General features: G+C 48.0%; 19 protein-coding genes. 13 read left to right on the top strand and 6 right to left on the bottom strand.

Annotated features, from left to right (window positions below):
- Positions 1-244 precede the first annotated feature (244 nt).
- The 4 genes from pepN (at position 245) to ACJJIV_RS12765 (ending at position 5,219) form a co-directional block, all read left to right on the top strand.
- Positions 245-2,938, top strand: a complete 2,694-nt coding sequence (gene pepN, locus ACJJIV_RS12780; RefSeq protein WP_444889195.1) for an aminopeptidase N — start codon at positions 245-247, stop codon at positions 2,936-2,938.
- 306 nt (positions 2,939-3,244) lie between these two features.
- On the top strand, positions 3,245-3,712 hold the full coding sequence (locus tag ACJJIV_RS12775) for a GNAT family N-acetyltransferase (RefSeq protein ID WP_252083613.1): 468 nt from the start codon (positions 3,245-3,247) through the stop codon (positions 3,710-3,712).
- A gap of 39 nt (positions 3,713-3,751) precedes the next feature.
- Positions 3,752-4,819: a Kelch repeat-containing protein gene (locus tag ACJJIV_RS12770; RefSeq protein WP_444889194.1), complete on the top strand. Its 1,068-nt coding sequence runs from the start codon at positions 3,752-3,754 to the stop codon at positions 4,817-4,819.
- Between the two features lie 25 nt (positions 4,820-4,844).
- Complete coding sequence (locus ACJJIV_RS12765) at positions 4,845-5,219, top strand: RidA family protein (RefSeq protein WP_252083615.1); 375 nt, start codon at positions 4,845-4,847, stop codon at positions 5,217-5,219.
- 17 nt (positions 5,220-5,236) lie between these two features.
- On the opposite strand, the gene ACJJIV_RS12760 is transcribed toward ACJJIV_RS12765, so the two are convergent.
- Positions 5,237-7,402, bottom strand: a complete 2,166-nt coding sequence (locus ACJJIV_RS12760) for an MltF family protein (RefSeq protein WP_444889193.1) — start codon at positions 7,400-7,402, stop codon at positions 5,237-5,239.
- A 394-nt stretch (positions 7,403-7,796) separates the two neighbouring features.
- Positions 7,797-9,299 (bottom strand): hypothetical protein, encoded by a 1,503-nt coding sequence (locus tag ACJJIV_RS12755; protein ID WP_444889192.1) that lies wholly within the window; start codon positions 9,297-9,299, stop codon positions 7,797-7,799.
- Positions 9,300-9,626: 327 nt separating this feature from the next.
- Here ACJJIV_RS12755 and ACJJIV_RS12750 point away from each other — a divergent pair, with 327 nt between their 5' ends.
- A complete protein-coding gene (locus tag ACJJIV_RS12750) occupies positions 9,627-11,177 on the top strand; it encodes a CocE/NonD family hydrolase (protein WP_252083618.1) in 1,551 nt (516 codons plus the stop codon).
- A 142-nt stretch (positions 11,178-11,319) separates the two neighbouring features.
- Entirely contained in the window at positions 11,320-14,055 is a 2,736-nt protein-coding gene (locus ACJJIV_RS12745; protein ID WP_444889191.1) for a M1 family metallopeptidase, read from the top strand.
- A 127-nt stretch (positions 14,056-14,182) separates the two neighbouring features.
- On the opposite strand, the gene ACJJIV_RS12740 is transcribed toward ACJJIV_RS12745, so the two are convergent.
- The 3 genes from ACJJIV_RS12740 to ACJJIV_RS12730 form a co-directional block, all read right to left on the bottom strand.
- A complete protein-coding gene (locus ACJJIV_RS12740) occupies positions 14,183-14,764 on the bottom strand; it encodes an HdeD family acid-resistance protein (protein ID WP_444889190.1) in 582 nt (193 codons plus the stop codon).
- 339 nt (positions 14,765-15,103) lie between these two features.
- On the bottom strand, positions 15,104-16,417 hold the full coding sequence (aptA, locus tag ACJJIV_RS12735; protein WP_444889189.1) for an omega-aminotransferase AptA: 1,314 nt from the start codon (positions 16,415-16,417) through the stop codon (positions 15,104-15,106).
- Between the two features lie 130 nt (positions 16,418-16,547).
- Positions 16,548-17,993, bottom strand: a complete 1,446-nt coding sequence (locus ACJJIV_RS12730) for an NAD-dependent succinate-semialdehyde dehydrogenase (RefSeq protein ID WP_444889188.1) — start codon at positions 17,991-17,993, stop codon at positions 16,548-16,550.
- Positions 17,994-18,199: 206 nt separating this feature from the next.
- On the opposite strand from ACJJIV_RS12730, the gene ACJJIV_RS12725 reads away from it, so the two are divergent.
- From ACJJIV_RS12725 to ACJJIV_RS12695, 7 genes are all read left to right on the top strand, one after another.
- A complete protein-coding gene (locus ACJJIV_RS12725; RefSeq protein WP_252083631.1) occupies positions 18,200-19,120 on the top strand; it encodes a LysR family transcriptional regulator in 921 nt (306 codons plus the stop codon).
- Between the two features lie 162 nt (positions 19,121-19,282).
- Positions 19,283-19,660, top strand: a complete 378-nt coding sequence (locus ACJJIV_RS12720; RefSeq protein ID WP_444889187.1) for a PH domain-containing protein — start codon at positions 19,283-19,285, stop codon at positions 19,658-19,660.
- A gap of 96 nt (positions 19,661-19,756) precedes the next feature.
- Positions 19,757-19,987, top strand: a complete 231-nt coding sequence (locus tag ACJJIV_RS12715; RefSeq protein ID WP_152455425.1) for a hexameric tyrosine-coordinated heme protein — start codon at positions 19,757-19,759, stop codon at positions 19,985-19,987.
- Positions 19,988-20,320: 333 nt separating this feature from the next.
- Positions 20,321-20,839, top strand: coding sequence for a nuclear transport factor 2 family protein (locus ACJJIV_RS12710; RefSeq protein ID WP_252083633.1), 519 nt, complete (start codon positions 20,321-20,323; stop codon positions 20,837-20,839).
- A 288-nt stretch (positions 20,840-21,127) separates the two neighbouring features.
- The gene (locus ACJJIV_RS12705; RefSeq protein WP_252083634.1) at positions 21,128-21,589 is read left to right on the top strand and encodes a YccF domain-containing protein; all 462 of its coding nucleotides are present in this window, start codon (positions 21,128-21,130) and stop codon (positions 21,587-21,589) included.
- A 204-nt stretch (positions 21,590-21,793) separates the two neighbouring features.
- Entirely contained in the window at positions 21,794-22,621 is an 828-nt protein-coding gene (locus tag ACJJIV_RS12700; protein WP_444889186.1) for a DUF5694 domain-containing protein, read from the top strand.
- 38 nt (positions 22,622-22,659) lie between these two features.
- On the top strand, positions 22,660-23,484 hold the full coding sequence (locus ACJJIV_RS12695) for a DUF5694 domain-containing protein (protein WP_444889185.1): 825 nt from the start codon (positions 22,660-22,662) through the stop codon (positions 23,482-23,484).
- A gap of 250 nt (positions 23,485-23,734) precedes the next feature.
- Here the strand turns inward: ACJJIV_RS12695 and ACJJIV_RS12690 are convergent, their stop codons facing one another.
- A complete protein-coding gene (locus ACJJIV_RS12690; RefSeq protein WP_444889184.1) occupies positions 23,735-24,682 on the bottom strand; it encodes a DUF5996 family protein in 948 nt (315 codons plus the stop codon).
- Between the last annotated feature and the right edge of the window lie 93 nt (positions 24,683-24,775).

Raw genomic sequence — 24,775 nt, 5'->3', positions numbered from 1 at the left:
GCTCCCCCCTTGCTAAACAGCAATTCACCCCATAAGAACACCCCCTTAACGCTCAAGCCCGATTAATAAAATAATCCCGAATCTACATGGGATATAATTTTGAAGACTAACCCACTTTAACCGCTTTTTATTTGGGTCATTTCATCTATTTATTGTATAGCACCAATAGTAAGATTCTCGGTGCATACATTGCGGACCAATATAGAATCACAGCAATAACAACTAACCGATCGGTGAGACCACCATGATCAACCAAACCAAGATTAAAAGATTAAGACTTATTACCACTCTCTTGTGCAGTATCATGTTCGCTGCCTGTGAGCAAAAGCCAGGTAGTACAGAAGCCGCACAAACTTCTACAACAAAACCTGTAACAAGAGCGGAGATCGCGGGGCTATCTGAGAAATATGCAAAGCTGAGAAAACAGCAAATTGCAGAAGTAGATTACCAACTGAGTATTCATCTTGATCGCAACGGAGACAATTTTTCCGGCACAGTTGTAACTGAAATTGAATTCAACAAACCCTTACAACAGCCTCTAACTGTCGATTTCTCTGGAGGTACTGTTGAAACTGTACAGGTGGATAACCAAAAGACTCCTTTCAGTTACAATGGACATTTTATTCGTATTGATAATACACAGCTACCCAATAAGAAGCATACAATTACAATAAATTATCGACATCCTTATTCAAATAATGGGTCGGGTTTATACCGATTTAAAGACGCTGTAGATGGTAGAGTCTATTTATATACTGATTTTCAACCCTATGACGCCAACCGCCTTTTCCCACATTTTGACCAACCAAACCTTAAAGCTCGCTATACACTAGATGTCACAGCGCCAAAAGAGTGGGTAGTAATCAGTGCGGAGCGTGAACATAGAGTAGAGCACGAGGGTGAAATAAAGCATTGGTTTTTTCCACAAACTCCAAAGTTCTCATCCTACATATTCTCATTACACGCTGGGCCCTACCATATTTGGGAGGATAACACCAAAGGTATCCCTCTACGCCTGATGGCCCGCCAGAGCCTGGCACAATATGTTAAAACCGAAGACTGGTTTACCTTCACCAAGCAGTCCTTTGCATTTTTTCAACCCTATTTTGGAATAGATTACCCCTTTAATAAGTATGATCAGATCCTGGTACCCGACTTCAATGCGGGTGCCATGGAAAATGTGGGGGCAGTCACTTTTAATGATGCCTACGTATCTCGTGGAGAAAAAACCCAGGCCCAGCGTATGCGCTTGGCCAATGTTATTGCTCACGAATTGGCACATCAGTGGTTTGGCAATCTAGTGACCATGAACTGGTGGGACGATCTTTGGCTAAATGAAAGTTTTGCCACTTATATGGCCAACCTATCTTTAGCAGAGAACAGTGAATTTTCCAATGCCTGGGAAAATTTTTATCTTGGTACTAAACAGTGGGCTTATTACTCCGATCAAAGGCCCACTACTCATGCCATCCAGCTACCAGTAAAAAATACCGAAGAAGCTTTTAGCAATTTTGATGGTATTACCTACGGCAAAGGGGGCTCTATACTCAAACAATTACCCTATTTCCTCGGTAAAGAAAAATTTCGTCAAGGCGTTAGCAGTTACCTGAAAGATTTTTCTTACAAAAATTCTACACTTGATGATTTTATTAATCATCTGGGCAAGGCCGCCAGCATCAATCTGGAGGAATGGCAACAACAATGGCTTTATCAAGCCGGTCTTAACACTATTGAAGCAAGTTTCGAATGTGAAAATGATCGGATTACCGACCTTACTCTGACACAGACAGCTCCAGATGATTACCCGACGCTACGCGAACAACGCACTCAGCTCGGTTTCTATCGTATGGATGGGGGGATTATGAAACGCTATGCCACCCTGTCGGTAAGGTACAGCGATGCATTAACCAAAGTAGAGAGTGCTAAAGGGTTATCCTGCCCTCAAATTCTCTATCCTAACGAGGAAGATTGGGCTTTTGCCAAGGTAACTCTTGACTCAATCACATTGAAAAATATGGCTCAATACCTCCATGCCATTGAAAATCCTTTCACCCGTCTTATGCTTTGGCAAAGCCTATTCGACAGCGCCTATGATGCAAAAATCCCCCTTGATGAATACATCAGTTTTGTTATTAATAATGGTGTCGCCGAACAAGATATCAGTGCTATACGACTCAATGCGCGCTATTTAAATTATGTCCATAGTTATCTAAACCAAGTTCCTATTGATCAACAGCGCCGTAGTAAAATTCTAAAAACCATGGAGGATTTTGCGTGGGAGCGGCTACAGCAGGCACCTGCAGGCAGCGATCAACAAAAGACTTGGTTTGAGCTATTTACCGAAATAGCTCATTCGAACAGCGCGCTCAACAATGCCAAACTATTACTGATGGGTGAGCTCTCAGTTAAAGGACTGAACTTAGATCCGGATATGCGCTGGGATTTAATTCACCTGCAAAATCGCTATTTATATTCTGATTATGAACAAGCTATTGTCCGTGAACTAAGCAAAGATAGCTCAGACAGATCAAAACTGAATGCCATTGCTGCCGAAGTAGTAAGACCTTTACCAGAAATCAAACAAAAATGGTTAGAAAACCTAATTCAGCACAGGGTTAACTTCAAGTTAAGTGAACTGCGCAAGGCCTCTTATTCTCTATTTAAAGATGAACAAATCTCCCTATTTAATAATAACAGCGAAAAAATCCTTTACGCACTGGAGCAAATTAATAATGAGGATTCCTCAGAGCTAATCAGTAGCTACACCAATATTTTTCCCCTAATGTGCTCAGATGAGGGCGCTCAAAAAATAAGCACCATTCTTGAAGAAAACCCTCAATTTAAGCCCACACTGGTTAAAGCATTAAAAAATCACCTCTACACCAGTGAACGATGTATCAAAATGGGGCAAGCTTTACTCATCAAGGATAAAGGATAAAGGATAAAGGATAAAGGATAAAGGATAAAGGATAAAGGATAAAGGATAAAGGATAAAGGATAAAGGATAAAGGATAAAGGATAACATCGGATTCTATTTTTATAGATGTCCTGTAGAGTGCACAAAAAAATAAAAGAATCAGTACTATAAGAATATTTAAGGGCCTATGGGCCCTTATTTATTGAACTCGCCTTCCAATGGATAAATGCCTATAAATCAATGAAAACAATTACTACCCAACATAATTTAGACCTGCATAAATTAAACCTCAATGGTATCTATACTTAAAATAACAAAGGCATCTCTATGTATATAGCGGTTCAAAAAGACGATCTATCAGATGGTACCGTCGTAGAGTTATTGGCGCAGCACCTAAAAGAAATGCAACAGCACTCCCCCCCTGAAAGTGTGCACGCCCTCAAACCAGAAGAGTTAGTTGATCCCAAAATCACCTTCTGGAGCGCAAAGATCAATGGCGTTCTAGCAGGCTGTGGCGCCCTCAAGGAAGTCTCCTCTACTCTGGGAGAAATCAAGTCAATGAAAACCAGCCAATCTTTCCTACGCAAAGGTGTCGCTAAAGCAGTATTACAGGAGATAATAAATGAAGCCAGAAGACGGGGTTACAGTGAGGTAAAGCTTGAAACTGGTAACAGGTTAAATTTTGCTCCAGCAATAGCACTTTACTATCAAAATGGCTTTAAATCCTGCGGGCCATTTTCCAACTATAGAGAGGATCCACACAGTCTATTTTTTACAAAAAAACTTAGGCTGTAAGCAAGCTTTACCATTTAACTCAAGGAGAGATACAAACATATGCCTTACTCTAGAAGAGATTTTTTAAAAATTATCGGAGCGGCACCATTTATACTCGGTGGAATGGAGGGGAAAGCTGGAACATGGCAATCTGCCCATAAACTACGATTCATTAAACTACCAGACTTAAAAACAGCCGTTCAGGAAATATACCCCTCTGTATTCTTTGGAGAAATCTATATTTCAGGTGGTTTTATTCCATCATCTAATTCCATATTTTACGGTCTAGCCCCTACAGATCGCACCTATATATTCTCACCCCAAACCAAAACTTGGCGAGATGGTCCACCACTCCCAGAAGCTATACACCATCTAGGTATGACTGCAAACTCCAAATATCTTTATGGCATTGGAGGTTTCAATGGAGTAAAAAACAATGCTTGGCAGGCCAAGGCTACTGTTTATAAGCTGTCCAACAGTGAAGATATCTGGACCTCTGGGCCCCGCTTGCCGGCTCCCATGGCCGAAAGCATCTATGCCAACACATCAAAAGGCATCCATATTATCGGTGGAAAAACACCTAACGACCAACTTAAAAATAGCGATGCGAAAAATCATTATATATTGATAGACAATGCCAACTGGGAAACTGCAGCTCCGGCGACTATCAGCCGAAATTCCGCAGCAGGTGCGGCATTAAACAATAGAATCTATGCTATTGGTGGGCGCCAAGCTAGCAATGGAAATAATAAGGCTAGGAATCTCTCCTACGCGGAAGTCTATGATCCCAGCTTGGACAAGTGGAATAAAATAAGACCGCTACCCCAATCACTTGCCGGGCTAACTGCCACACCATTAAAGGGAAAGATAATAGTTACCGGTGGAGAAGCCTTTGGCCCCAACGGTTACTGGAAAACAGGCTCTGCATTTAACTCGATCTGGTCATACAACCCAATTAGTGATCAGTGGAGAAAAGAAATCTCTCTCCCTATGGCTCGCCATGGACACGGTGCTGTTACAATTAACGATTCCATTTATATTATTGGCGGAGCCGCTAAAGTTGGTCCACAAGAGACCTTAGCGTCGACTATAAAAATGAACTGGAAACCACAACCCCTAGATTTGTAATTTTTCGTATAAGCTTGGATTAATTATGCTTAAAAAAAGAGAATATCCCTTTCTACCGTCACAAAAAGGCCCTTATGTACATTCTGTTATCCATGAAAATACGCTCTACATTTCGGGCTTGACCGCACAGGAAACCACTTCTCAGAAAAAAGAATTTTTAGATCAAGCCCAAGAGGTACTCTCTCAGATAGATAATATCCTGGAATACGAGGGGCGGAACAAGTCTGATCTCATTAAGTTAACAATCTTCATAAAGGACATCGAACAGACCAGTAACCTGCGCAAAGCGTTATTTCAGTTTTATGACGGAAACTTGCCAGCCTGTTCACTAGTCGAAGTTTCTAATCTGATTCACCCTGACCTAAAACTAGAGATTGAGGCAATAGCGGCTATGGTATAAGGCCATCAGGGCTAGAATCACCATTCGCCTCCCCTAGGAGGCCCATTACGCTCTACACCGAGATAGCCTATATATCTATCCCGTATCTCCCGCACATACTTAACCGGCTCCCGACCCCGTACATAGCCAAAGCGACTCTGGCGATAGTATTCAGGCTTGGATAACAACAGCATGGCCTGTTCTACATGGCCAAACCATTTATTGGGATCTAATTCCATGCGCTGGGCAAGGGCTATAGCATCACGTACATGGCCATGGCCGGCATTATAAGCAGCCAAAGTAAAGTATATTTTTTGCTCCTGCGAAAGCATCTGTGGGAAGCGTTGATCCAGCCAATCTAGATAGGAGACTCCCGCACGGATGCCATTCTCAGGCTCATAAAGATTATCAACCCCTAATTGGCGAGCAGTACGCGGGAGCACCTGCATCAGACCTTGAGCCCCGGCAAAGGAACGGGCGCGGGGATTGAACTGGCTTTCTTGGTACATCTGAGCAACCACCATGCGCCAGTCACGATCCGTTTTATCCGTATATTTATGGACTATAGGATCGTAGGGTGAAAGTGAATCACTACTACTGCGCAGGCGATTTTCCTGATGGCGAAGAATACGCTTTTTCTCTTTAAAGTACTTATTGTAAGTAACATTAAAAAACAAATCGCGATCGTGTTTATTTAAAAAGTTATTTAATTTTCCCAGCAGTTGGCTTTGATCTGCACGCACAGCCCAGGCTATTTCTCTGACACTGGGCAATTCAGCCACCACCCTAAAATCATCGCGATAAGTGCTCTCGATCGCAACCAGATGAGAATCTGCAATCGTATAGGGAAATAACCCCTGAGCAACGGCATCGATTAAATATTCGGTTGTTGCACCTAGCTGCTCAGATATCTGAAGTGGGGCGATTCCCTGCTCCTGCTGCAATACCACCATCTCTGAGAGACTCTCACGGTAGCTGGTTTGCGGGTTTACAGCCACCATCTTTCCCGACAGCATTTGCTCTAAGGGCACATCTCCTTGCAGGGAGATATCTTTGCTGGGAGCAATCAGCTGTTCAGTCACCTCAAGGTAGGGGCGTGTAAAAACGAGCCCCTGCTTACGGCGCATCTCGGTAATCGTCAGTGACGAGGCGATCATATCGCCCATACCTGCCTGCAGGGCATCTGCTAAATCCATATCCGCATCGGGCACGACCATACTGAGGCGAAGCTTATGGTCACGAGCAAATTTTTTCAGCAGGTCATAGTCGAACCCCATCAATTCCCCACGCCAAATAAAGTAAGAAGCTGGATGATTACGGGTCAGTACTCGTAGAGTGCCATCCGCTAAAATACCCTTCCAATCCCGCATCATTTTATTGGAGTTTTGCCCGGCCAATACCAGTTCTGCAGTCAGGAATTCATTGAGCTCACGTCGTAGCTCTGTGGCATTGAGACGCACTGCCCAGGCAATATCTCTGCTGGATTCCAGCTGATCGCTGGCAGCGAGCTGCGGATAATCGGGCAAAAGCGCATCAGCCAAATTACTGTCCATCACGGTTGCCTGATACTTACCTGCGACAACAGCATCTAACAATGCGCTGTTTGCCACCGCACCATCCAGGAGCGTGATCTTATAGGCCTGATCTGTATCTTCACTCAAGGTTTCGGCATAGGCACTGCCACGGCGTACGGCTACCTCCTGTAGCGGGCTATTCAAATCACGAAGCGTAATTACTAGTTCATTCACCGTTTGTAGCGGCCGTGTGAACGCCACCTGCGAGCGTCTTTTGGCCGTGCGGGAAAAATTAGTGGCGATCACATCACCTCGGCCTTCTGCCAAAGCGGGGATCAAACCGGAAAAGTTATCCACATAAACCCACTGGGGCCTTAGGTTGCGGCTGTAGGCAAATTTCTCTGCAAGCTCCCGCCACTCTCCCTGCGGCAAGCCAGAACGCGGCAGGGCATCCTCCTCAGGGCCTCGGGTGGCAAGTAAGCGCAAGATGCCTCGCTCCTGTAAGGCGGGTAGGTCTCCGAGTTCCGGGTAGTTCGCAAAAACAATTTCAGGTTCTTTAGTGGGTTCAGCGACGACCTGTTGGGGTTCAACCTGCTGTGATTCTACTTGTTGCGAAGAGCGCTTTTCACAGCTTACTGAACACATAAGAGCGACAATCAGAAAAGTGATCGCGACTATTTTTTTATGCACAGTTCAACCTTATTTCAGCGAAATTGTTATTGTTATCCATCCACTTTTGGACTAACTAGCGAATTAGTGCAGCGTAGAGTATTACTGTCGCCGCAAGGCATCGGCGTCTATAGGTATTTAAAAACAAATTCTGACTTCTGTTCGATGTCTTTCAATAGTTAAAAAGCACCGGGTAAGGCGTCATCATTATAATGTTAGTAGTTAAGTAGTACTCCCCTTTATCAGGAAGAAACCCAACATCAGTAACAATAAGCCAAATCGTACCAGTTTTCCGCAGCCTCAATAAAAAAAGCCCGGCAAACCAAATTGCCGGGCAAATATACGTTGGCGACTATGGGTTGTCTCTTACATCAAGTGACAGCCCCTCTATTATTCTGTGAGCATCTTATTGTTATTAGCTGGATTTAGGCTTGCCCTGTAGCTCCGCCAATCTCATTTTTATTTGTCGGTTCTCCTCCTCATCCGGGAGTTCGAACATCAGCGGCTTTGCCACCCGGGCAAAGTATTCCGCATTTTTCTGTTGATAGAGTTCTTCTGCCAGCCACTGAGCAATATGGAGCTCCCGCGGTGCGCGCTTATAAGCTTCTTCAAGCTTGGATAGATATTCCTCACGGGGATAGCTCAACATTTCCATAGCCATGGCCAGACCAAACCAGTGAGAAGCATTCTGAGGCTCTTTATTCACCAGGTAGTCGAACTCTTCACGGGCCTTTTTCAGGCTGCGTAAATCGCGGGCATCGTTGGGCACCGTGGCCTGTTGATTCACCGTCAGCCAGGCGTGGGCACTCAGGTACCAGGGTTGCCGGCGATCCTTTTTTGGTACACTGGCAAGCAAATGACTGGCCTGCGGAAAATCCCCTATACGCAGATCCGCACTCGCCTTAATGGCAGCCAGCTCAGTGCTGTAGATCCCTGTATGGTAGGAATAGGTAATCAGATCGTCGAGGGCTTGTAGGTTGTAACCAGACTGGGCAATAAAGTTCGCCAGTACATTTACTGCTTCCCGCTTTTGCAGGCGCTTCACTCGAGGTGTTACCTCTTTAAAATCAGCAGGGATATCACCACTGACCACCTCATATTCCCCTGAGTCAAATGCGGCTACATATACTTTTTCAAGCTCTTTTACCGACATTCCCAGGGCTTTCTCCAGTGATTTCACCGGATCTGCACCATCGTTGAAGTCTTTGACAAACTGCTTAAATTCTTCCGCCTTATCGCCCTCCATCATCAACCAGTGGGACAGCAACCAACCGCTGGCATAGATATCGGCTTTCTCCTCGGGGTCGGTATCGTACACCGTTGCACGCAGCAGCCGGTCGAGCGGCATCAAGCCGGCATACATCAGAGTCTGAGCGCGCTCCTGGGGAATTTCGCCCAGTTCATAACGTCCCTTTTTAGGGAAGGACATAGTCGCCATAAATTCGGCAAAGCCCTCGCTATACCAGTAGGGGAAATGCGTGGTATTGCCGTTATAGCTAAGGAAATGGGTATATTCGTGAAAGAGAAATTCACGGGCCTTAAGCTGTTTTTTTACACTGCGGCCATCCAGGTTCACCAGGGCATAACTGCCCTCGGCGGAGGTATCAAACAGGCCGTTGGTCATCTCCGCCAACTCAGCCCCAACCAGACCCGCATAGGTTTTGCGGTCCCCGGCTGCATAAATTGTGAGCTTAGGGACGCTGGGGTCTACCTCCAACAGCTCTATGGCCACGGCGCGATAGCGCTCCAGATCGGCCACCAGGGTTTTTACCGCTTTGGGATCGCCATCGGTAATAACCCGAAAGTTTTTACTGTCTACCTGATACCAGATCTCCTCGCCGAGATAGCGGGATGCAGCATTGGCAGACAGTGAGAAAACGAAAAAAAGTACTAAGAAAACAGCTGAGCGAGAAACCATAGTTCAGGCCACCGAGTCATTGTTGCCGAAGCCCTCCGTGGCCAAATCGTAGAAGCACACATTACCGGTTTTTATTGATCAAAAAAAGATCAACATGAATAAGAAATGAACTTTTTAGGCGATTTTTATGTGACCATCTGGACAAAGTGAATTTAAAAAAGTCGATATAAAAACCTAATGGGGGCAGCGACAAACTACGAGACAAGCGTCTCATTTTTTAATCAAACAGCATACAAATACGCGGCCGGGTTCTATATATTGCGCTCCTGACCAATGTATTAATCATGGTCAAAAAATAAAAATAATTTACTTTGATGAGAGAAAAAAATGAAAACTACACCACTACTGGCGCTGCTTGGCGGCGCTATGATGTCAGCGCATGCCTGGTCGGCCCCTGAATATATTTCCGACCTGGATATTACCTCTTTCGACGGAACGGTACTCGATGCCAACCTGTTTGTGCCGGAAACCCCGGCACCAGCGGAGGGCTACCCTACCGTGATCTTCACCAACAGCTGGGGCTTGGAAAAACGCCAATACCACTTCCAGGCCAAGGAGCTGGCTGAAAATGGATACCTGGTTTTGAGTTACTCCACCCGCGGCTTTGGCCACTCCGGTGGACTGGTGGACGTGGCCGGAGAGAACAGCATTGCCGATGTGGGTGTGCTGATTGATTGGCTCGAATCCAATTACTCCGTGGGCAAACTGGGAATGGCTGGTATTTCTTATGGTGGCGGTATTTCCCTACTAAGCGCCGCGCAAGACTCCCGTATTGATGCGGTTGCTGCGCTGTCCGGCTGGGCCGATGTAGTTGAAGCGCTTTACCCCAATGAAACCGTTAACTTGGTCTGGGGTAGCTTACTTGTCACTACCGCCTTCGATAAAGAAGCTGAACTTGAGCAAGTCTGGGATGACCTGCGCAGCGGCCAGAACATGGAGCAAGTTATAGAGTTCGGCGCCAAACGCTCGGCAATAAGCTATGTCGATCAACTAAATGAAAATGGCACTGCAGTACTAGTATCGAATAACTTTGCCGATTATCTTTTCAAGCCCAACAGCATGACAGACTTCTTCTCCCTACTTGAGGGGCCCAAGAAGCTGATGCTAAACCCTGGTACCCACGCCATTACCGAGACACTCTCTGGCAACGATGGACACATTTGGTCTACCAGCTTCCGCTGGTTCGATCACCACCTGAAGGGCAAAGACAACGGAATCAACCGCGAACCTAAAGTGGACATGACCGTGCGTATCAGCAACAAGCTAGAGCACTATGAGGACTACCCAGTAACCCAAGAGAGCACCACCTGGTATCTACAACCACGCTTTACCATGTTCAATAGCGGCAGTATGGAGAGCGGTAAATATGATGGCTGGAGCTGGAGTAATGAATTCCACGGGGGCTGGGATACCTTTGCTGGTACCGGTATCCCATTGGTTTCCGATGCCTTAGAAGGTTTCGGCATTCCGGTGTACGCACCTATGATGGCAATCAACGGTTACTATGCCATCGAATACAAGTCACCAAGGCAGTCTGAGACCCTGAAAGTCCGCGGCGCACCAAAGCTAGAGATGTGGATCGAGCCCAGTAAGAGCGAGGTTCAAATGAATGTACATCTCTACGATGTCAATTTCTTTGGCCTTGGCCGCCTGATCACCCACGCACCAATTACTGTGCGCACTGAACAGCCAGGTAAGAAGCAAAAAGTGGAGGTTGAACTGTTCACCACCAGCTACGATGTGCCTGCCGGTCACCGAGTAGTTATGGCTATTGATACTCAAGGCCCTATTTACAAGAAGCCACAAGATACCAACTACACCATCACTGTGCCCTATAGCAGCAGCAAGGTTTCCAGTTTAACTGTCCCACACCTGTAAACTTTCACAGCCATCACCATGCCCAGCGCTTGATCGCCGGGCATGGCATTCCCCCTGGATCTATCTCAACTCCCACAGCCCCACGTAATTTTCCGCCAAAGCGGTACAATGGCCTTTTTTTGGCCAAGTACCCCATCGCTCTATGAACAAGAAGATACCGCTCGCCCTGCTGAGCGCGGCGCTGTTATCAGTAACAGTCGCCGGGTGTAACCCGGCGGAAAAGGCCCCGCAGAAAATCGACCAGGAATCCAGCGCTCAAATGACAGCCCTGGACATCAGAGAAGCCCCTGAGGGCAAGCTTCCCCAAGGAGTAAAGCCCAGCGCCTACCACCTGGACCTGACTCTCGATCCTCGCAAAGATACTTTCAGTGGCCGTGTCGCTATCGACATTCAGCTGGACCAGGCCGGCAACCATATCTGGTTGCACGGCAAGAACCTGTCGGTAACCAAAGCCACTGCGCAACTGGCAGACGGGCGTGAAGTGCAAGCCAGCTACCGCGAGGTCCTCGACAGCGGCGTCGCCACGGTTGAATTCTCCGAGCAACTGCCGGCCGGCAGCTTCACCCTACAGCTGGATTATGCCGCCGACTTTGATCGCAACCTGGCCGGCCTGTTTAAAGTGGAAGAGCAGGGCAATGCCTATGCCCTGGCCAAGTCTGAGTCCATCCAGGCGCGCAAATATCTGCCCGGTTTCGACGAACCCGGCCTAAAGGCGCCCTTTTCAATCAGCCTTACTGTGCCCGAGGGCTACGCCGCTATCAGTAATGGGCCGGAATTAAAACGCGAGACTGTGCCGGGCGGCATGGAGAAAGTGACTTTTGCCACCACTCCCCCCATGTCCACTTATCTGCTGTCCCTCTCGGTAGGTCCCTTCGATGTGGTTGAGCGCGCAGCTATTCCACCGAGTAAGTACCGCAAGGACCCTATCCCCCTGCGCGGTTTTGCGCGTCAGGGCCGCGGTGGCGATATGAATTACATCCTCGATATCACCCCCAAAATGGTGGAGACCTTCGAGAATCAACTGCAGCGCCCCTACCCCTTTAAAAAGCTCGATATTATCGCCGCGCCCCAGTGGCCCAGTGGCGCCACCGAGTTGTCTGCAGCCATCACTTATCGCGAGCAACGCATTCTGGTGGGCGATAACCCCGCTCCCGGCGCACGCCTGGCTCTGGTAGAGGTACACGCCCATGAAATCGCGCATATGTGGTTTGGCAATCAGGTGACTCCCCCCTGGTGGGACGACCTATGGCTAAAAGAGGGCTTCGCCACCTGGGGCGAACCACTGGCCCTGCGTATTATGGAACCCGAGGGCGGCCACGACCTGAACGCCGCCACCTACGCAATCGGCGCTATGCAGTTGGACTCCCTTGCCAGCACCCGCGCCATTCGCGAGCCTGTTAGCGACAACAACAATATCCGCAACGCCTACGACTCCATCACCTATTCCAAGAGCCTGGGCGTTATCAATATGGTGGATAACTACTTCGGCGCGGAGAAATTCCGTCCGGCCCTGGGCCGCTATCTGGAAGCTTTTAACGGTGGTGAGGCAGACTCCCCTTCTTTCTACAAAGTGATCGGGAAGGAAACCAATACCCCGGAACTGACAGAGACTTTCCGCAGTTTTGTCGAACAAAAAGGTGTACCGCAACTGGAGCTGGCCCTGGACTGCAGCAATCCGGCCCAGGCCAAACTGCATGTCACCCAGAGCCGCTACAAACCCCTTGGCTCCCCTATTGCTACAACCGCACAGCAGTGGAGTATCCCCTTCTGCTTTAGCAGCGACAGCGGCACCCAGCAGTGTCAGATACTGACCGGTAAAGAAGAGACCCTGGAACTCGCTGCAGGCAGCTGCCCCAGCTGGGTAATGCCCAACGCACAGGGCAGCGGCTACTACCGCTGGAACCTGCCCGAGCCCCAGTGGCAGGCCCTTACCGAGCGCTTCACCCAGTTCGCCCCTACGGAGCAACTTTCAATTATCGACAGCGCCTTCGCTGCCTTCGAAGCCGGTAAGCTACCTGCTCCCCGCTTGCTCGACGTTGTGCGCCAGTCAGCGAAAGCAGACAAGCGCCAGGTAATTACCATGCCTCTGCGCTACCTGCGTAAGTACCGCGATAATTATCTCGACGATGCCGAGCGCTTGGCTTTCCTAAACTTTGCCCAGAACCTGTATCTGCCACTATTGAGCAACAGCGCGAGCAGCGAAGATGCTGACCAGCAAATGCTACACAGCGCCCTACTCGGTTTTATGGCACTGGTGGCAGAAGACCCGGATACCCGCAATCAGTTAATGGAAAAGGCTACAGCCTTTACCGGCTTTAACACCGAGCGCGATCCCCAGACATTGAACTCCGACCTGTACGAAGCCGCCCTGACCGTGGCTATCCAGGATGCCGGAGAGGACTTCCTCACACACCTGATTAAAGTGCGCACCGAGCTGGATGATCCACGCTTTGAAAACGCCAGTGCCAATGCCATCGGCAGCAGTAATAGCCCCAAGCAAATAGAGACTATCCAAAAGTTAGCACTCAGCGAACAGATGGGTCCGCGGGAGTCTTTTGCAATGATTCGCTACGCCCTGGCGCAGCCGCTGGTGCAGGAGCAACACTGGGCTTGGCTGCGCAATAATTTTGTCCAGGTTGTGGATAAAATCCCCGCGCAGATCCGCCGCCATACACCCGCATTTGCCAATGCCTTCTGCGATAAAAAACAATTGGATGAATTGCAGCAGCTATTCGCCCAGCACGGCAAGCTGACGCCCGGCTACCAGCGCAGCCTAGCGCAGACTGAAGAGCGTATTCAGTTGTGTATGGCATTGCAGGAAAAAGGCCAGTCGCTGATGGAGGCTCTACCAAAATCGGTAGCGCTGGCAAATAAATAAGCCGCTATTTTTTGTTATTTATCCCGTACAGGGTGAGGAAATTTCCCCACCCTGTACACGCTAAATCTTCCAACCAATAACCGGTGCAGACACCCGAATATTGCACCGGTACCCTTCGATAGTTTTTTCAGCTTTCGCTTTTATTGTGCTTGCGCAAGCGGAATGCCAGCCAGATCATGGGCAGGCCAAAGATAATGGCATAGGCCCCGATCACCCATACCAGTGCCAGGGCTCCGGCTCCAGGGCTCACCAATATTGCCAGGCCAAAAATTACCGAGAGTACACCGATCGCAATCAACAACCACTCGTTGTCGATTTCCTTGCGCAGTCGGATCGCTCCAACAATTTCAAATATTCCCCGCACCAATGCCCAGGCACCGATAAAAATCACCAGTACCAAAGCGGTTACCTGGGGAAACATAAAAGTCACAATACCCGCAGCCAGGCTGATCAGCCCGGACACAATCAGCCACCAAAGAGGTGTGCTCGCATGCCGCCCCATAACTGCCGCCACCAAAGAAAAAATACCATCGAGCAGGGCATAAATACCAAAGAGCAAAACCAGGGTGAGTAGTGACAACCCCGGCCAGATAAATGTCAGCACACCAAAGATTACCGCGATAACACCGCGCAACAGCAGTAACCACCAGTTGGCGGAGAGCACCTTCAATATGGGGCCGGCGGGGATAGGAGAAGTATCAGTGGACATAAGCAGTCCCCGGGTTACAGATCAGCATTGAGTGAAGCGCCAGGCTGTGAAGCCTTGCAGAGCCGAACATATTTTCCCTGGAACCAGCAAAAATAAGAGAGCGGCGGCCCACGGCCGCGACCAAATAGTCGACTCTGCAAAGACTATGATCGCGCCGCAGGCCGCTAATTTCAGTGTAGCCCTTAACGACAAATAGGCGCAGAAATCTTGTGAACGGAAAAATCAGGCAAGTGAAAAGTTAGGAGGCGGGTGCTTAGTACTGAGGAGTTTTAGCGAGAGAAAAAAGGAGCGGAAAAGGAGACAACCGGCAGCCCTAAGGCTGCCGGCGGAGGGTATGGGTCAGGCCAACTCGCCGATCACACCGCGCAGTTTATCCACAATCGCATCGATCTCGTGTTTTTCGATAATCAGCGGTGGGGACATACACAGGGCATCGCCGATACCACGCGCCATTACCCCAGATTCCCAGGCCATAAGGGAAGCCTTGCCTCCGAACTTACCTTTGAGGTTTTCAGGGGCACGTAGCTCGATAGCACCAACCAGGCCGTAGTTACGCACATCGATCACATTGTCCATATCCGCCAGGCTGTGCAGGGCATTTTCCCAGTGCTGCCCGATTTCACCAGACGCGCGCGTGAGCAGACCTTCGCGCTCGTAAATATCCAGAGTCGCCATACCCGCAGCGCAGGCCACTGGATGTGCGGAATAGGTGTAACCGTGGAAAAATTCCACCATACCTTCGGCGGCTGAATTCATAACCGTGTTATGAATTTCGTCTTTTACAAACACCGCACTCAAAGGCACCGCCGCATTGGTAATACCTTTCGCGGAGGTGATCATATCCGGAGTCACATCGAACTCGATAGAAGCAAATGCGGAACCGGTGCGGCCCCAACCGGAAATCACCTCATCGAAAATCAGCAGCAGATCGTGCTTGTCACAGATCTCGCGCAGGCGCTTCAGGTAACCTTTGGGTGGCAGTACTACACCACCGGCACCGGCAAACGGCTCGACAATGACCGCAGCAATTTGATCGGCACCGTGGAAAGCCACCAGGCGCTCCAGATCTTCCGCCAGCTCTATACCATGCTCCGGTAAACCGCGACTAAAGGCGTTGCGCTCGATATCCAGAGTGTGACGCATATGGTTCGCTTTCACCGGCTGGCCAAAGCCCTGGTAATTGGGAGCGATACCACCCACGGAAATACCGCCGAAATTCACCCCGTGGTAGCCCTTTTCGCGACCGATAAACATGGTGCGAGTGCCCTTGCCACGCGCACGCTGGTATTGCAGAGCAATTTTCAGCGCGGTCTCTACGGCCTCGGAACCGGAGTTACCAAAAAATACATGGTCCAGGCCATCGGGAGTGTGCTTCACCAAGCGCTCGGAGTATTCAAAGCCCAACTCGTGACCAAAATTGAAGATGGAGCTGTAATCCAAGGTTTTCGCCTGGTGATAAATAGCTTCAGCAATTTCTGTGCGGCCATGACCGGCATTACTGCACCAGAGACCGGCGGTGGCATCAATAATCTGACGACCACCTTTTTCGGTAAGGTAGATACCCTCGGCGCGCTCAACAATCCGCGGGGCAGATTTAAAGGTGCGGTTGGGGGTAAAGGGCATCCAGAAAGCGTTGGTTGGCATATCAGACATAAACTGTATCTCCGCAAGTTCCCTGAAACTTCAAAATATTTACGTTGGGGAGCCAGCGACTCCCACGAATTTTTTCAGGCGCTTGTGCAATTTCAGACAAGCGCACGGCACTGCCGTTCGAAACTAAAAATCAGGCGCCGAAGCAGCAGTATTTGGTTTCGTAGAATTCGGCCATGCCTTCGACACCGCCCTCGCGGCCGATACCGGATTCTTTGTTACCGCCAAAAGGCGCTACGGTGGTGGAGAATACCCCGGTGTTACAGGCAATCATGCCGTAATCCAGCGCTTCCACCACACGGTTCGCGCGGCGAATGTTCTCGCTCATCACATAGGCAGCCAAACCGTAAGGGGTATCGTTGGCACGGCGGATCACATCGGCTTCATCGGTAAACTTCTGTACTGCGGCGATGGGACCAAAGTTCTCCTCCTGAGCCACCCGCATAGCATCTGTGACGCCGGTCAGCAGGGTGGGCGCGAAATAGTTTTCTCCATTGGGCAGCTGCTCACCGCCAATCTCAATTTTCGCCCCGGCTTCTACCGCATCCTGTACCAGGTCCTGTACCCGATCCACCGCGCGGCGATAAATCATCGGCCCCATGCTGACACCATCTTCGGAGCCATGGCCGATTTTCAGTGCGGCCACTTCGGCACGCAGCTTTTCCACAAACTCATCGTGTACCGACTCGTGCACATAAATGCGATTGGTGGCCACACACACCTGGCCGGCGTTGCGGAATTTGGTCGCCACGCAGGCCTGCACCGCCGTCTCCATATCCGCATCGTCAAATACGATAAAGGGCGCATTGCCACCCAGTTCCATGGACATCTTCTTCACGGTGCTGGCGCACTGTGCCATCAGCAGCTTGCCCACAGCGGTGGAGCCGGTGAAGGTAAATTTAGCCACGCGCGGATCTTGGGTCAGTACCTTGCCGATGCCCGGTGAGTCACTGCCGGTCACCACATTGATGGTGCCCTTGGGAAGACCCGCCTCCTCTGCCAGCTGGCACAACGCCAATGCGGACAGCGGGGTCTCCAGTGCCGGCTTGATCACCACAGTACAGCCGGCTGCCAGCGCCGGTGCCGCCTTGCGGGTAATCATGGCGTTGGGGAAGTTCCAGGGGGTGATGCAGGTCACCACACCCACCGGCTGGCGGATGGTGCTCAGGCGCATCGCCGGATTGTGGGTAGGGATCGTCTGGCCGTAGGCTCGGCGACACTCTTCAGCAAACCACTCGATAAAAGAGGCGCCATAAATGATTTCCCCTTTGGCCTCCGCCAGCGACTTGCCCTGCTCGAAAGTGAGGAGACGCGCTAAATCATCGCTGTTATCCATAATCAACTGGTACCAGCGCTTGAGGATGGCGGCACGTTCGCCGGCGGTGCGGCGGCTCCACTCCGGGAAGGCGGCGCTGGCTGCGGCTACCGCCGCCTCTGCATCCTCCGCTGAACCATCGGCCACTAAGCCCAGTACTTCGCCATTGGCCGGATCGCGCACCTCTGCGGTGCCCGCAGCATCCCGCCACTCTCCATCGATATAGTTCTGAGACTTCAACAGGTTTGGATTCGCCAGTTCCACCGGAAAACTCCTGATAATTTACTGTTATTAATGGTATTGCGGCGATTCTGGCCGCAGCAGCCCAGGGAGAATAGTAGTATTTTTCGAACTAAAGTTTATATTTATCAAACTTAAGGGTGAAGTGGCTTGTCCACTCCAATCCCCACTCCGCGGGCAGTGCCTAAGCTACGGCAAACTAACTCAAATAACACGGGATAAATCGGCAGATGGGCAAGACAAAAAGCGCCTTGGGCGGGCGCCTCAGCGATATAGACCTTCGCCTGTTGCGCGTTTTCCGTGAAGTGGTGCGCGCCGGTGGCCTGGCGCCTGCAGAGGTAGCGCTCAATATCGGCCGCTCCACCATTAGCGTACATATTTCCGACCTGGAAGCCCGCCTGGGTATGCAATTGTGCCTGCGCTCCCGCGGCCGTGCCGACTTCAAACTGACACCTGAGGGGGAGTCACTCTTCGAGGCCATCCTCGAATTGGATGGCCACCTGGAAGCCTTTAAAAGCCAGGTGAATGCCATTCAGTCTCACCTCACCGGAAATCTGCGTCTGGTGATGCCAGACGATGTGCTGGAGATACCACAACTGGATTTACCGGCAACCATTGCCCACCTTCGCCAACAGGCCCCTCAGCTACACCTGGAGGTACAACTTGCCGCACCCCAGGAACTGGAGCTGGAGATACTCGCCGGCCGCGCCGATGTGGGGATTAACCCCTTGCACACACGTCGACCAGGCTTGGAATACCAGCCGCTATTCCACCACCAATCCACACTCTACTGTGGCGCCCAACACCCATGTGCCCAAGCGGATCAGGTCAGCGAGGAATTACTTACTCAGCAGGAACTGGCAGCCCCCAGTCATGCCGTGCTCTCTGGCGCGGCTCACCTTTACCGATTATTTCCCAACCGTTCCACCGCTAACCACATGGCCGCAAGGCTCGCGATGATTCTATCTGGCTGTTTTGTGGGCTTTCTACCGGATTATCTCGCACAAAAATATGTGGCGTGCGGCAAACTGAAGCCGCTACTGGCCGAGCGTTTTCACTACCGCATTCAGAATGCTGCCACTTTTAAAAAGAATGCAGCAGACCACCCGGCTGTGCAGCTATTTTTGCGGGCTTTAGTAATTAAAAACTAACTATCGGCAAAGCCACAGCCTAAATTGGTCTAGGTTACTGCTTCCCAGACGAAAGACCTATAAGCCATTAATGACTGGCAATAAACCCAAAGGTTTGCACTGTTATAAAAATGCAGCATATATACAATGACTGCGTGTCAAAATGAATCACATGGAAGCTTTATGATCGACTTTGAAAATTCACCCATATTCAAACTGAAGCCTATTGATATCTCCGAGGCTAGAGATGATTTCAATAAGTTTTTAATTGAAGGTGAATCTATCTTCGCAGGGTTCAAAACCATTCGCGATCAGGTGGTTTTTACCAACAAAAGAATTATCGCAGCCAACGTCCAGGGAATTACCGGCTCCAAGGTCGAATACACATCACTGCCCTACAGTAAAATACAGGCGTTTTCTGTAGAAAGCTCTGGCACCTTTGACCTGGACTGTGAAATCGTGGTGTATCTCAGCGAGGTGGGAAAGGTCAAATTTGAAATCAAAGGGTCTTTTGATCTTATCCAATTTAATCAATATATCAGTAAGTATGTACTGGCTTAACAATATTGAAGGACGTCACAATTTAGGCCTTCATTTTTAATGTTAAGTCGGTATATTTAAGCCACCACAGATTTTATACACAAGAGAGGGAAGTTCATGTCACACATGTGGTTAGAAAGTTTGATTACCGAGAATGCACAGCAAGGGTTTGAATTGGCCATGAAACTATCCAGAATGGGAGTGAAATACACCCAACCTTCGGATGAGGTCAGAGGCAAGTTGAGAGCTTCCTACGAGGAAAACGCAGATAGCTTGATCGCCTCATCCCAGGTAGTTGCCATCAACTTTCAGACAGTAGCTGCCGCCAATAACTACTGGCGCGGTTAAGAGATTTCAGCGCTTTACATTGAATTTGAAAATTAGCCAAAAGTTCTGTAAAGCGCCTCTACCCCTCCCTCACCATAAATATCCAGTCAAGCTTTACCTAAATAAAACCAGTCTCCCAGGCTGATATTCAACAGAATTCACTATAAACATCTAGAAACACCAGCATCCCCAATTTTTCAATCTATATTGCAACTATTCTTTCTTTTGGATGCCCGTGGCAGAGAAACCTTGATCTAGACATTGGTAGAGATATCGATAAAGGTAAGGCTCAATTGAGCGGATCACATTGCCATTGGTACCTATCTCCTTTTGGAATATGGAGTGGTAATAGACATGAGTGAGCAAGAAGAACGACTTGTTACGGTCTGGGAAACCCATACAGCAGCCGAGTTTGAGCTAAAGGATGCTGATGCTGCTATCGCCACTATGACCGACAACCCTGTTTTAATTCACGTCCCGGTAAACACAGGTGCAACCGGAAAGGAACCCCTGAGGAACTTCTATCGGGATATTTTTATACCGCAGATGCCGGCCGATGTTAGCCTGGAGCTACTGACTCGCACAGTAGGAAAACACAGAGTTATCGATGAGTTTATCCTGCATTTGACACACTCCCTGCGTATGGATTGGTTCGCTCCAGGTATCGAAGCCACGGGAAGGAAACTGTCTGTTCCCCATGTTGCAGTAATTGACTTTGACGGCGATAAGATCAGCTCAGAACATATCTATTGGGATCAAGCCTCTGTACTTAAACAAATGGGATTTTTGGATAACCAACTGCCAATTATTGGCAAGAGTCAATGCGAGCGGCTACTGAATGCCAATGCCCCAGCCAACGAACTCATCCCATAAAGTATAAAAGCTAATAAACGGTAATCTTTAGCAGTATTGGGCTTTCTTCTAGTGCGCTCACCTCTCTTTCGCCAGCCGGTGAGATTTATCACTCTATGCCAGCCATTGTGCTTCATTCATATTTTTGCCCTAATGCATCTATAGAAGCTCTCTACCGCGTCAGAGTGGTATGGGCATATCAAAAGGGGGAAGATATCGCCTTTCTAGGCGCCGCCTGGCAAGGTTTTAGCCCTGGTACCTGAACAGCAACTGCATTAAGTCCCCACAATAACTCTCGAGGAAGTAAGTGTGCGAACCCTGGGCAATTTCTTATGGTTTATTCTTGGCGGAGTCTTTATGGGCCTTTGCTGGTGGTTTTTTGCACTAATCGCTTTTGTCAGCATTATCGGTATTCCCTGGGGTAGGGCCTGCTTTGTAATGGGCAAGTTCTCATTCTTTCCCTTTGGACGTGAGGCTATTTCACGCAAGGAGCTGACCCTAAACGAAGATATTGGGACCAGTGGACTTGGCTTGATCGGCAATATCATATGGTTCCTATTTGCCGGAATTTGGCTGGCGATTGGTCATTTGGTACATGCTATTGCCTGCTTTGTAACCATCATTGGTATCCCTTTCGCTATTCAACACTTAAAGCTTGCAGGCATATCCTTATCACCAATTGGAAAAACAATTGTAGTGACAGAAGTAGCCCAAGCTGCAAGGATGAAAAATGCTGAGACGATAGTTTCAAGAATGAGAGGAAACATCTAGCCATTTAAGAATAAGGCCTTTCTGATAAATAGTTTCAATGAGACAAGGTGATCAATGAAGCTTTAAACCATTAATACCAGATAGCTTTATTTAAATAGTAGACAATAAATTTATTGATACTGCATCTCCCTGTGATTCTACAGCGTCTAATAGTGAGTGACATAACAACCGTCACTCATTTTAATGAACACAGGGAGTATAATAATGAGAAAGCTTACCTTAATTTTAGCTAGTACATTTGCTTTAGCTGCCAACTCTATTGGCTACGCCACTGAAAAACCCGTAATACCAGAACAGGACACACCAGCAGCCCAAGTAATGCTATTTGGTGTTTTTCATTTTCATAATCCTGGATTGGATTCAGTAAAGTCAGAGGTAATCAACGTACTTACTCCCAATAACCAGCGCTATTTGGAGCAACTTACTAGCAAGCTTGCAGATGAGGGGCCCACCCACGTATTAATTGAATGCCCGCCGACATATCAAAAAACAATAAATCGCAAGTTCAATTCTTATAAAAATGGCAACCATGACCTCAGCGTAAATGAGAATCAGCAACTGGGATTTCGTATAGCGGAAAAAGCGGGACTGGACAAGGTACTTTGTTATGACGAAAGAAATGTTCATTGGAAAGGTGCTGAACTAAGAGATTATATGACCAAAGAAGCACCGGAGAGAAAAAGAACTCATGACAAACTTATAGAGAAGATCGGCAAGGATACATCTCTCAGGCACAGCACTTTATCTTTAGGTCAATTACTGCAATTCCATAATAGCTCAAAGGAAGATCAAGATAATATGAATCTCTATATTATGGAAAATGATATAGGTGCAGGTAAAGGTTTTATTGGGGCCGATGCAGCAGCAAGCTGGTGGCACCGTAATTTCCGGATGTACGCTAATATACAGGCCAAAGCCCAGCCAGGAACTAAAGTAATTGCTATCGGTGGCTCAGGTCATACTGCTATCCTAAAGACCCTTCTAGAGGTTGATAAAAGTCGCCGGGCTTGGGATGTTAATGAATACTTATAAAAAATATTAGAAATAAAGGATAGAGAGTTAGGGGAACAATGAGAAATCTTATAAAGCTCTTGAGCAGTATCATAGCCCTGGCTTCTTGCTCAAGTTGGGCTGCAGAAAAAGAAGTATCATCCAGCCCTGAAGTACCGCAAGCCCAGGTAATGTTATTCGGTACCTTTCATTTTGCAAACCCTGGCCGGGATACAGTAAAGTTAAATGTTATCGATGTGCTAACGCCAGAAAATCAAGCCTATTTGGAGCAATTAACCGAGAAACTAGCCGGTGAATCCCCCACCCATGTGATGCTAGAGTGTGACCCAAGTAAACAGAAAAATATTGATAAAAAATTTCAATCTTACCTGAATGGAAAACATAAACTCGAAGTTAATGAGCACCAACAGCTGGGTTTTCGCATTGCAGCCAAAGCGAAACTGAATGGTGTTATTTGCTATGATGAAAATCAAGTGCACTGGAATGGGGAAAAACTCATGAGCTATATGAGTACCAATGCGCCTGTAAGAAAAAAAATATTTGATGCCGAAATAGCAGATTTTGGAACTTTAGCTAGTAAGCAGCACAAAACACTCCCCTTACGACAGTTGCTCCAAATTGATAACTCTCTTGAGAGAGACAGAAAAAATATGAATTTATATCTCATGGTAAATGATATTGATTCTGGTGAGGGTTTCTCAGGAGCAGATGCGTCAGTCAGTTGGTGGCATAGGAATTTTCGCATGTATGCCAACATCCAAGCTAAGGCTCAACCAGGAACCAAGGTTATCGCAATTGCGGGCTCAGGTCATACCGCACTTATGAAAACACTTCTGGCCACCGATCTTCAGCGCAAGGCTTGGGATATTAATGATTACCTCTAGAATTCCTACCCGGCTTATTTATCACTAACAATTGAGAGTAATACTCATTCCAATCCATACCCTTGGATATCACACTACATATAGTGTGATATCCAAGCTTAGCAAAAAATAAACACACAAGAAATTATAACTTTATTTTTCCCTCCCTAACTACGTGTAAGATAGTTTATTTTCAGCTCAGGAATCACCATACAAAAACAAGATTACATCCACCTTAATAATCATACCTATGATTTTGCTATCAATATTTCTATCTAGCTTTTGGAATAAATTCTTTCTCCAGAGCACTCCGATCCCACCCTCCAGTGCTCGCTGCAGCTTCATAGGTACTCTGCAGAAAAGCCAATAATGTTTCATCTGGTGCAGTAGACTTCCTCACCTCATCATAAGGAAGGATAAATTCAGACAGCTCCTTTGAATAAAACGCAGAATCCGGACTAACCTCTTGATCCGAAAATTTATCAGATGCGGGATACGTATAAGAATAAAATGCAGCATCTTTATAACCTCCTCCGCCGGGCCAAAACCCAGCACTACTGACTTCATGAGAGTATGCCTCTTGAGCAGCCCAGTCAGGGAAATTTGGAACACCTCCAGGATGCAGAGGTGCCTCTCTGCCAGAGAAACGTGTAACCGCTAAATCAAAACTTCCCCAGAAAAAATGTACAGGACTGCATTTCCCTATAAAACGGGAACGAAACTCTTTAAAAACTCTATCTATTTGCACTAGCGCCTGCCAAAAACGGGTTGCAAACCTTGAGTCATAATGACAATGATTCCTATCCTCTTCAAAGGGGATACTATTGGCAATCTCACTAGGTGTGGTATAGATTTCAACTGAAAGACCAAGATCCCTCATTATATTTATAACCGCCACATAGAAATCGGCAACGCACATTGGCGTTAACGGTATGATCCGCCTGCCACCATCACTGACCAATATAGAAAGTTGATGCTCAAGAAGATCAAATTCAATAGAAAAAGCTCTTCCATCATAGGGGATCAGAGAGGTATTCAATCCCCTTGCTGATATATAAAAAGGCACATGCCAGGAGTGATTTGTCCAAGGTGTCTGAACCAAGCGAATCTTACCAATGATCTGAGTCCACAGATGTAATGTGGCCACTGTATCTGACCAATCTTGAAAGTGAAGTTCAGGCCAATCTGAATTCTTAGAACGATTTGAAGGCATCTTCATATTTCACTCCGATCACTCACAACAAATAAAATAAAAGGCTACTGCCTCAGCAAAAAAAATAAGCAGCATTCGGAAAAATACACAACAGTAACA

This window comes from Microbulbifer mixtoriginis (SeqCode) (assembly GCF_052466765.1).
This window is presented reverse-complemented; position numbering and strand designations above follow the sequence as displayed.

Excerpts from the sequence above, each read along its gene's own strand:
- pepN (WP_444889195.1), top strand. The coding sequence starts at position 245 with ATGATCAACCAAACCAAGATTAAAAGATTAAGACTTATTACCACTCTC.
- ACJJIV_RS12775 (WP_252083613.1), top strand. The coding sequence starts at position 3,245 with ATGTATATAGCGGTTCAAAAAGACGATCTATCAGATGGTACCGTCGTA.
- ACJJIV_RS12770 (WP_444889194.1), top strand. The coding sequence starts at position 3,752 with ATGCCTTACTCTAGAAGAGATTTTTTAAAAATTATCGGAGCGGCACCA.
- ACJJIV_RS12765 (WP_252083615.1), top strand. The coding sequence starts at position 4,845 with ATGCTTAAAAAAAGAGAATATCCCTTTCTACCGTCACAAAAAGGCCCT.
- ACJJIV_RS12755 (WP_444889192.1), bottom strand. The coding sequence starts at position 9,299 with ATGGTTTCTCGCTCAGCTGTTTTCTTAGTACTTTTTTTCGTTTTCTCA.
- ACJJIV_RS12750 (WP_252083618.1), top strand. The coding sequence starts at position 9,627 with ATGAAAACTACACCACTACTGGCGCTGCTTGGCGGCGCTATGATGTCA.
- ACJJIV_RS12745 (WP_444889191.1), top strand. The coding sequence starts at position 11,320 with ATGAACAAGAAGATACCGCTCGCCCTGCTGAGCGCGGCGCTGTTATCA.
- ACJJIV_RS12740 (WP_444889190.1), bottom strand. The coding sequence starts at position 14,764 with ATGTCCACTGATACTTCTCCTATCCCCGCCGGCCCCATATTGAAGGTG.
- aptA (WP_444889189.1), bottom strand. The coding sequence starts at position 16,417 with ATGTCTGATATGCCAACCAACGCTTTCTGGATGCCCTTTACCCCCAAC.
- ACJJIV_RS12725 (WP_252083631.1), top strand. The coding sequence starts at position 18,200 with ATGGGCAAGACAAAAAGCGCCTTGGGCGGGCGCCTCAGCGATATAGAC.
- ACJJIV_RS12720 (WP_444889187.1), top strand. The coding sequence starts at position 19,283 with ATGATCGACTTTGAAAATTCACCCATATTCAAACTGAAGCCTATTGAT.
- ACJJIV_RS12715 (WP_152455425.1), top strand. The coding sequence starts at position 19,757 with ATGTCACACATGTGGTTAGAAAGTTTGATTACCGAGAATGCACAGCAA.
- ACJJIV_RS12710 (WP_252083633.1), top strand. The coding sequence starts at position 20,321 with ATGAGTGAGCAAGAAGAACGACTTGTTACGGTCTGGGAAACCCATACA.
- ACJJIV_RS12700 (WP_444889186.1), top strand. The coding sequence starts at position 21,794 with ATGAGAAAGCTTACCTTAATTTTAGCTAGTACATTTGCTTTAGCTGCC.
- ACJJIV_RS12695 (WP_444889185.1), top strand. The coding sequence starts at position 22,660 with ATGAGAAATCTTATAAAGCTCTTGAGCAGTATCATAGCCCTGGCTTCT.
- ACJJIV_RS12690 (WP_444889184.1), bottom strand. The coding sequence starts at position 24,682 with ATGAAGATGCCTTCAAATCGTTCTAAGAATTCAGATTGGCCTGAACTT.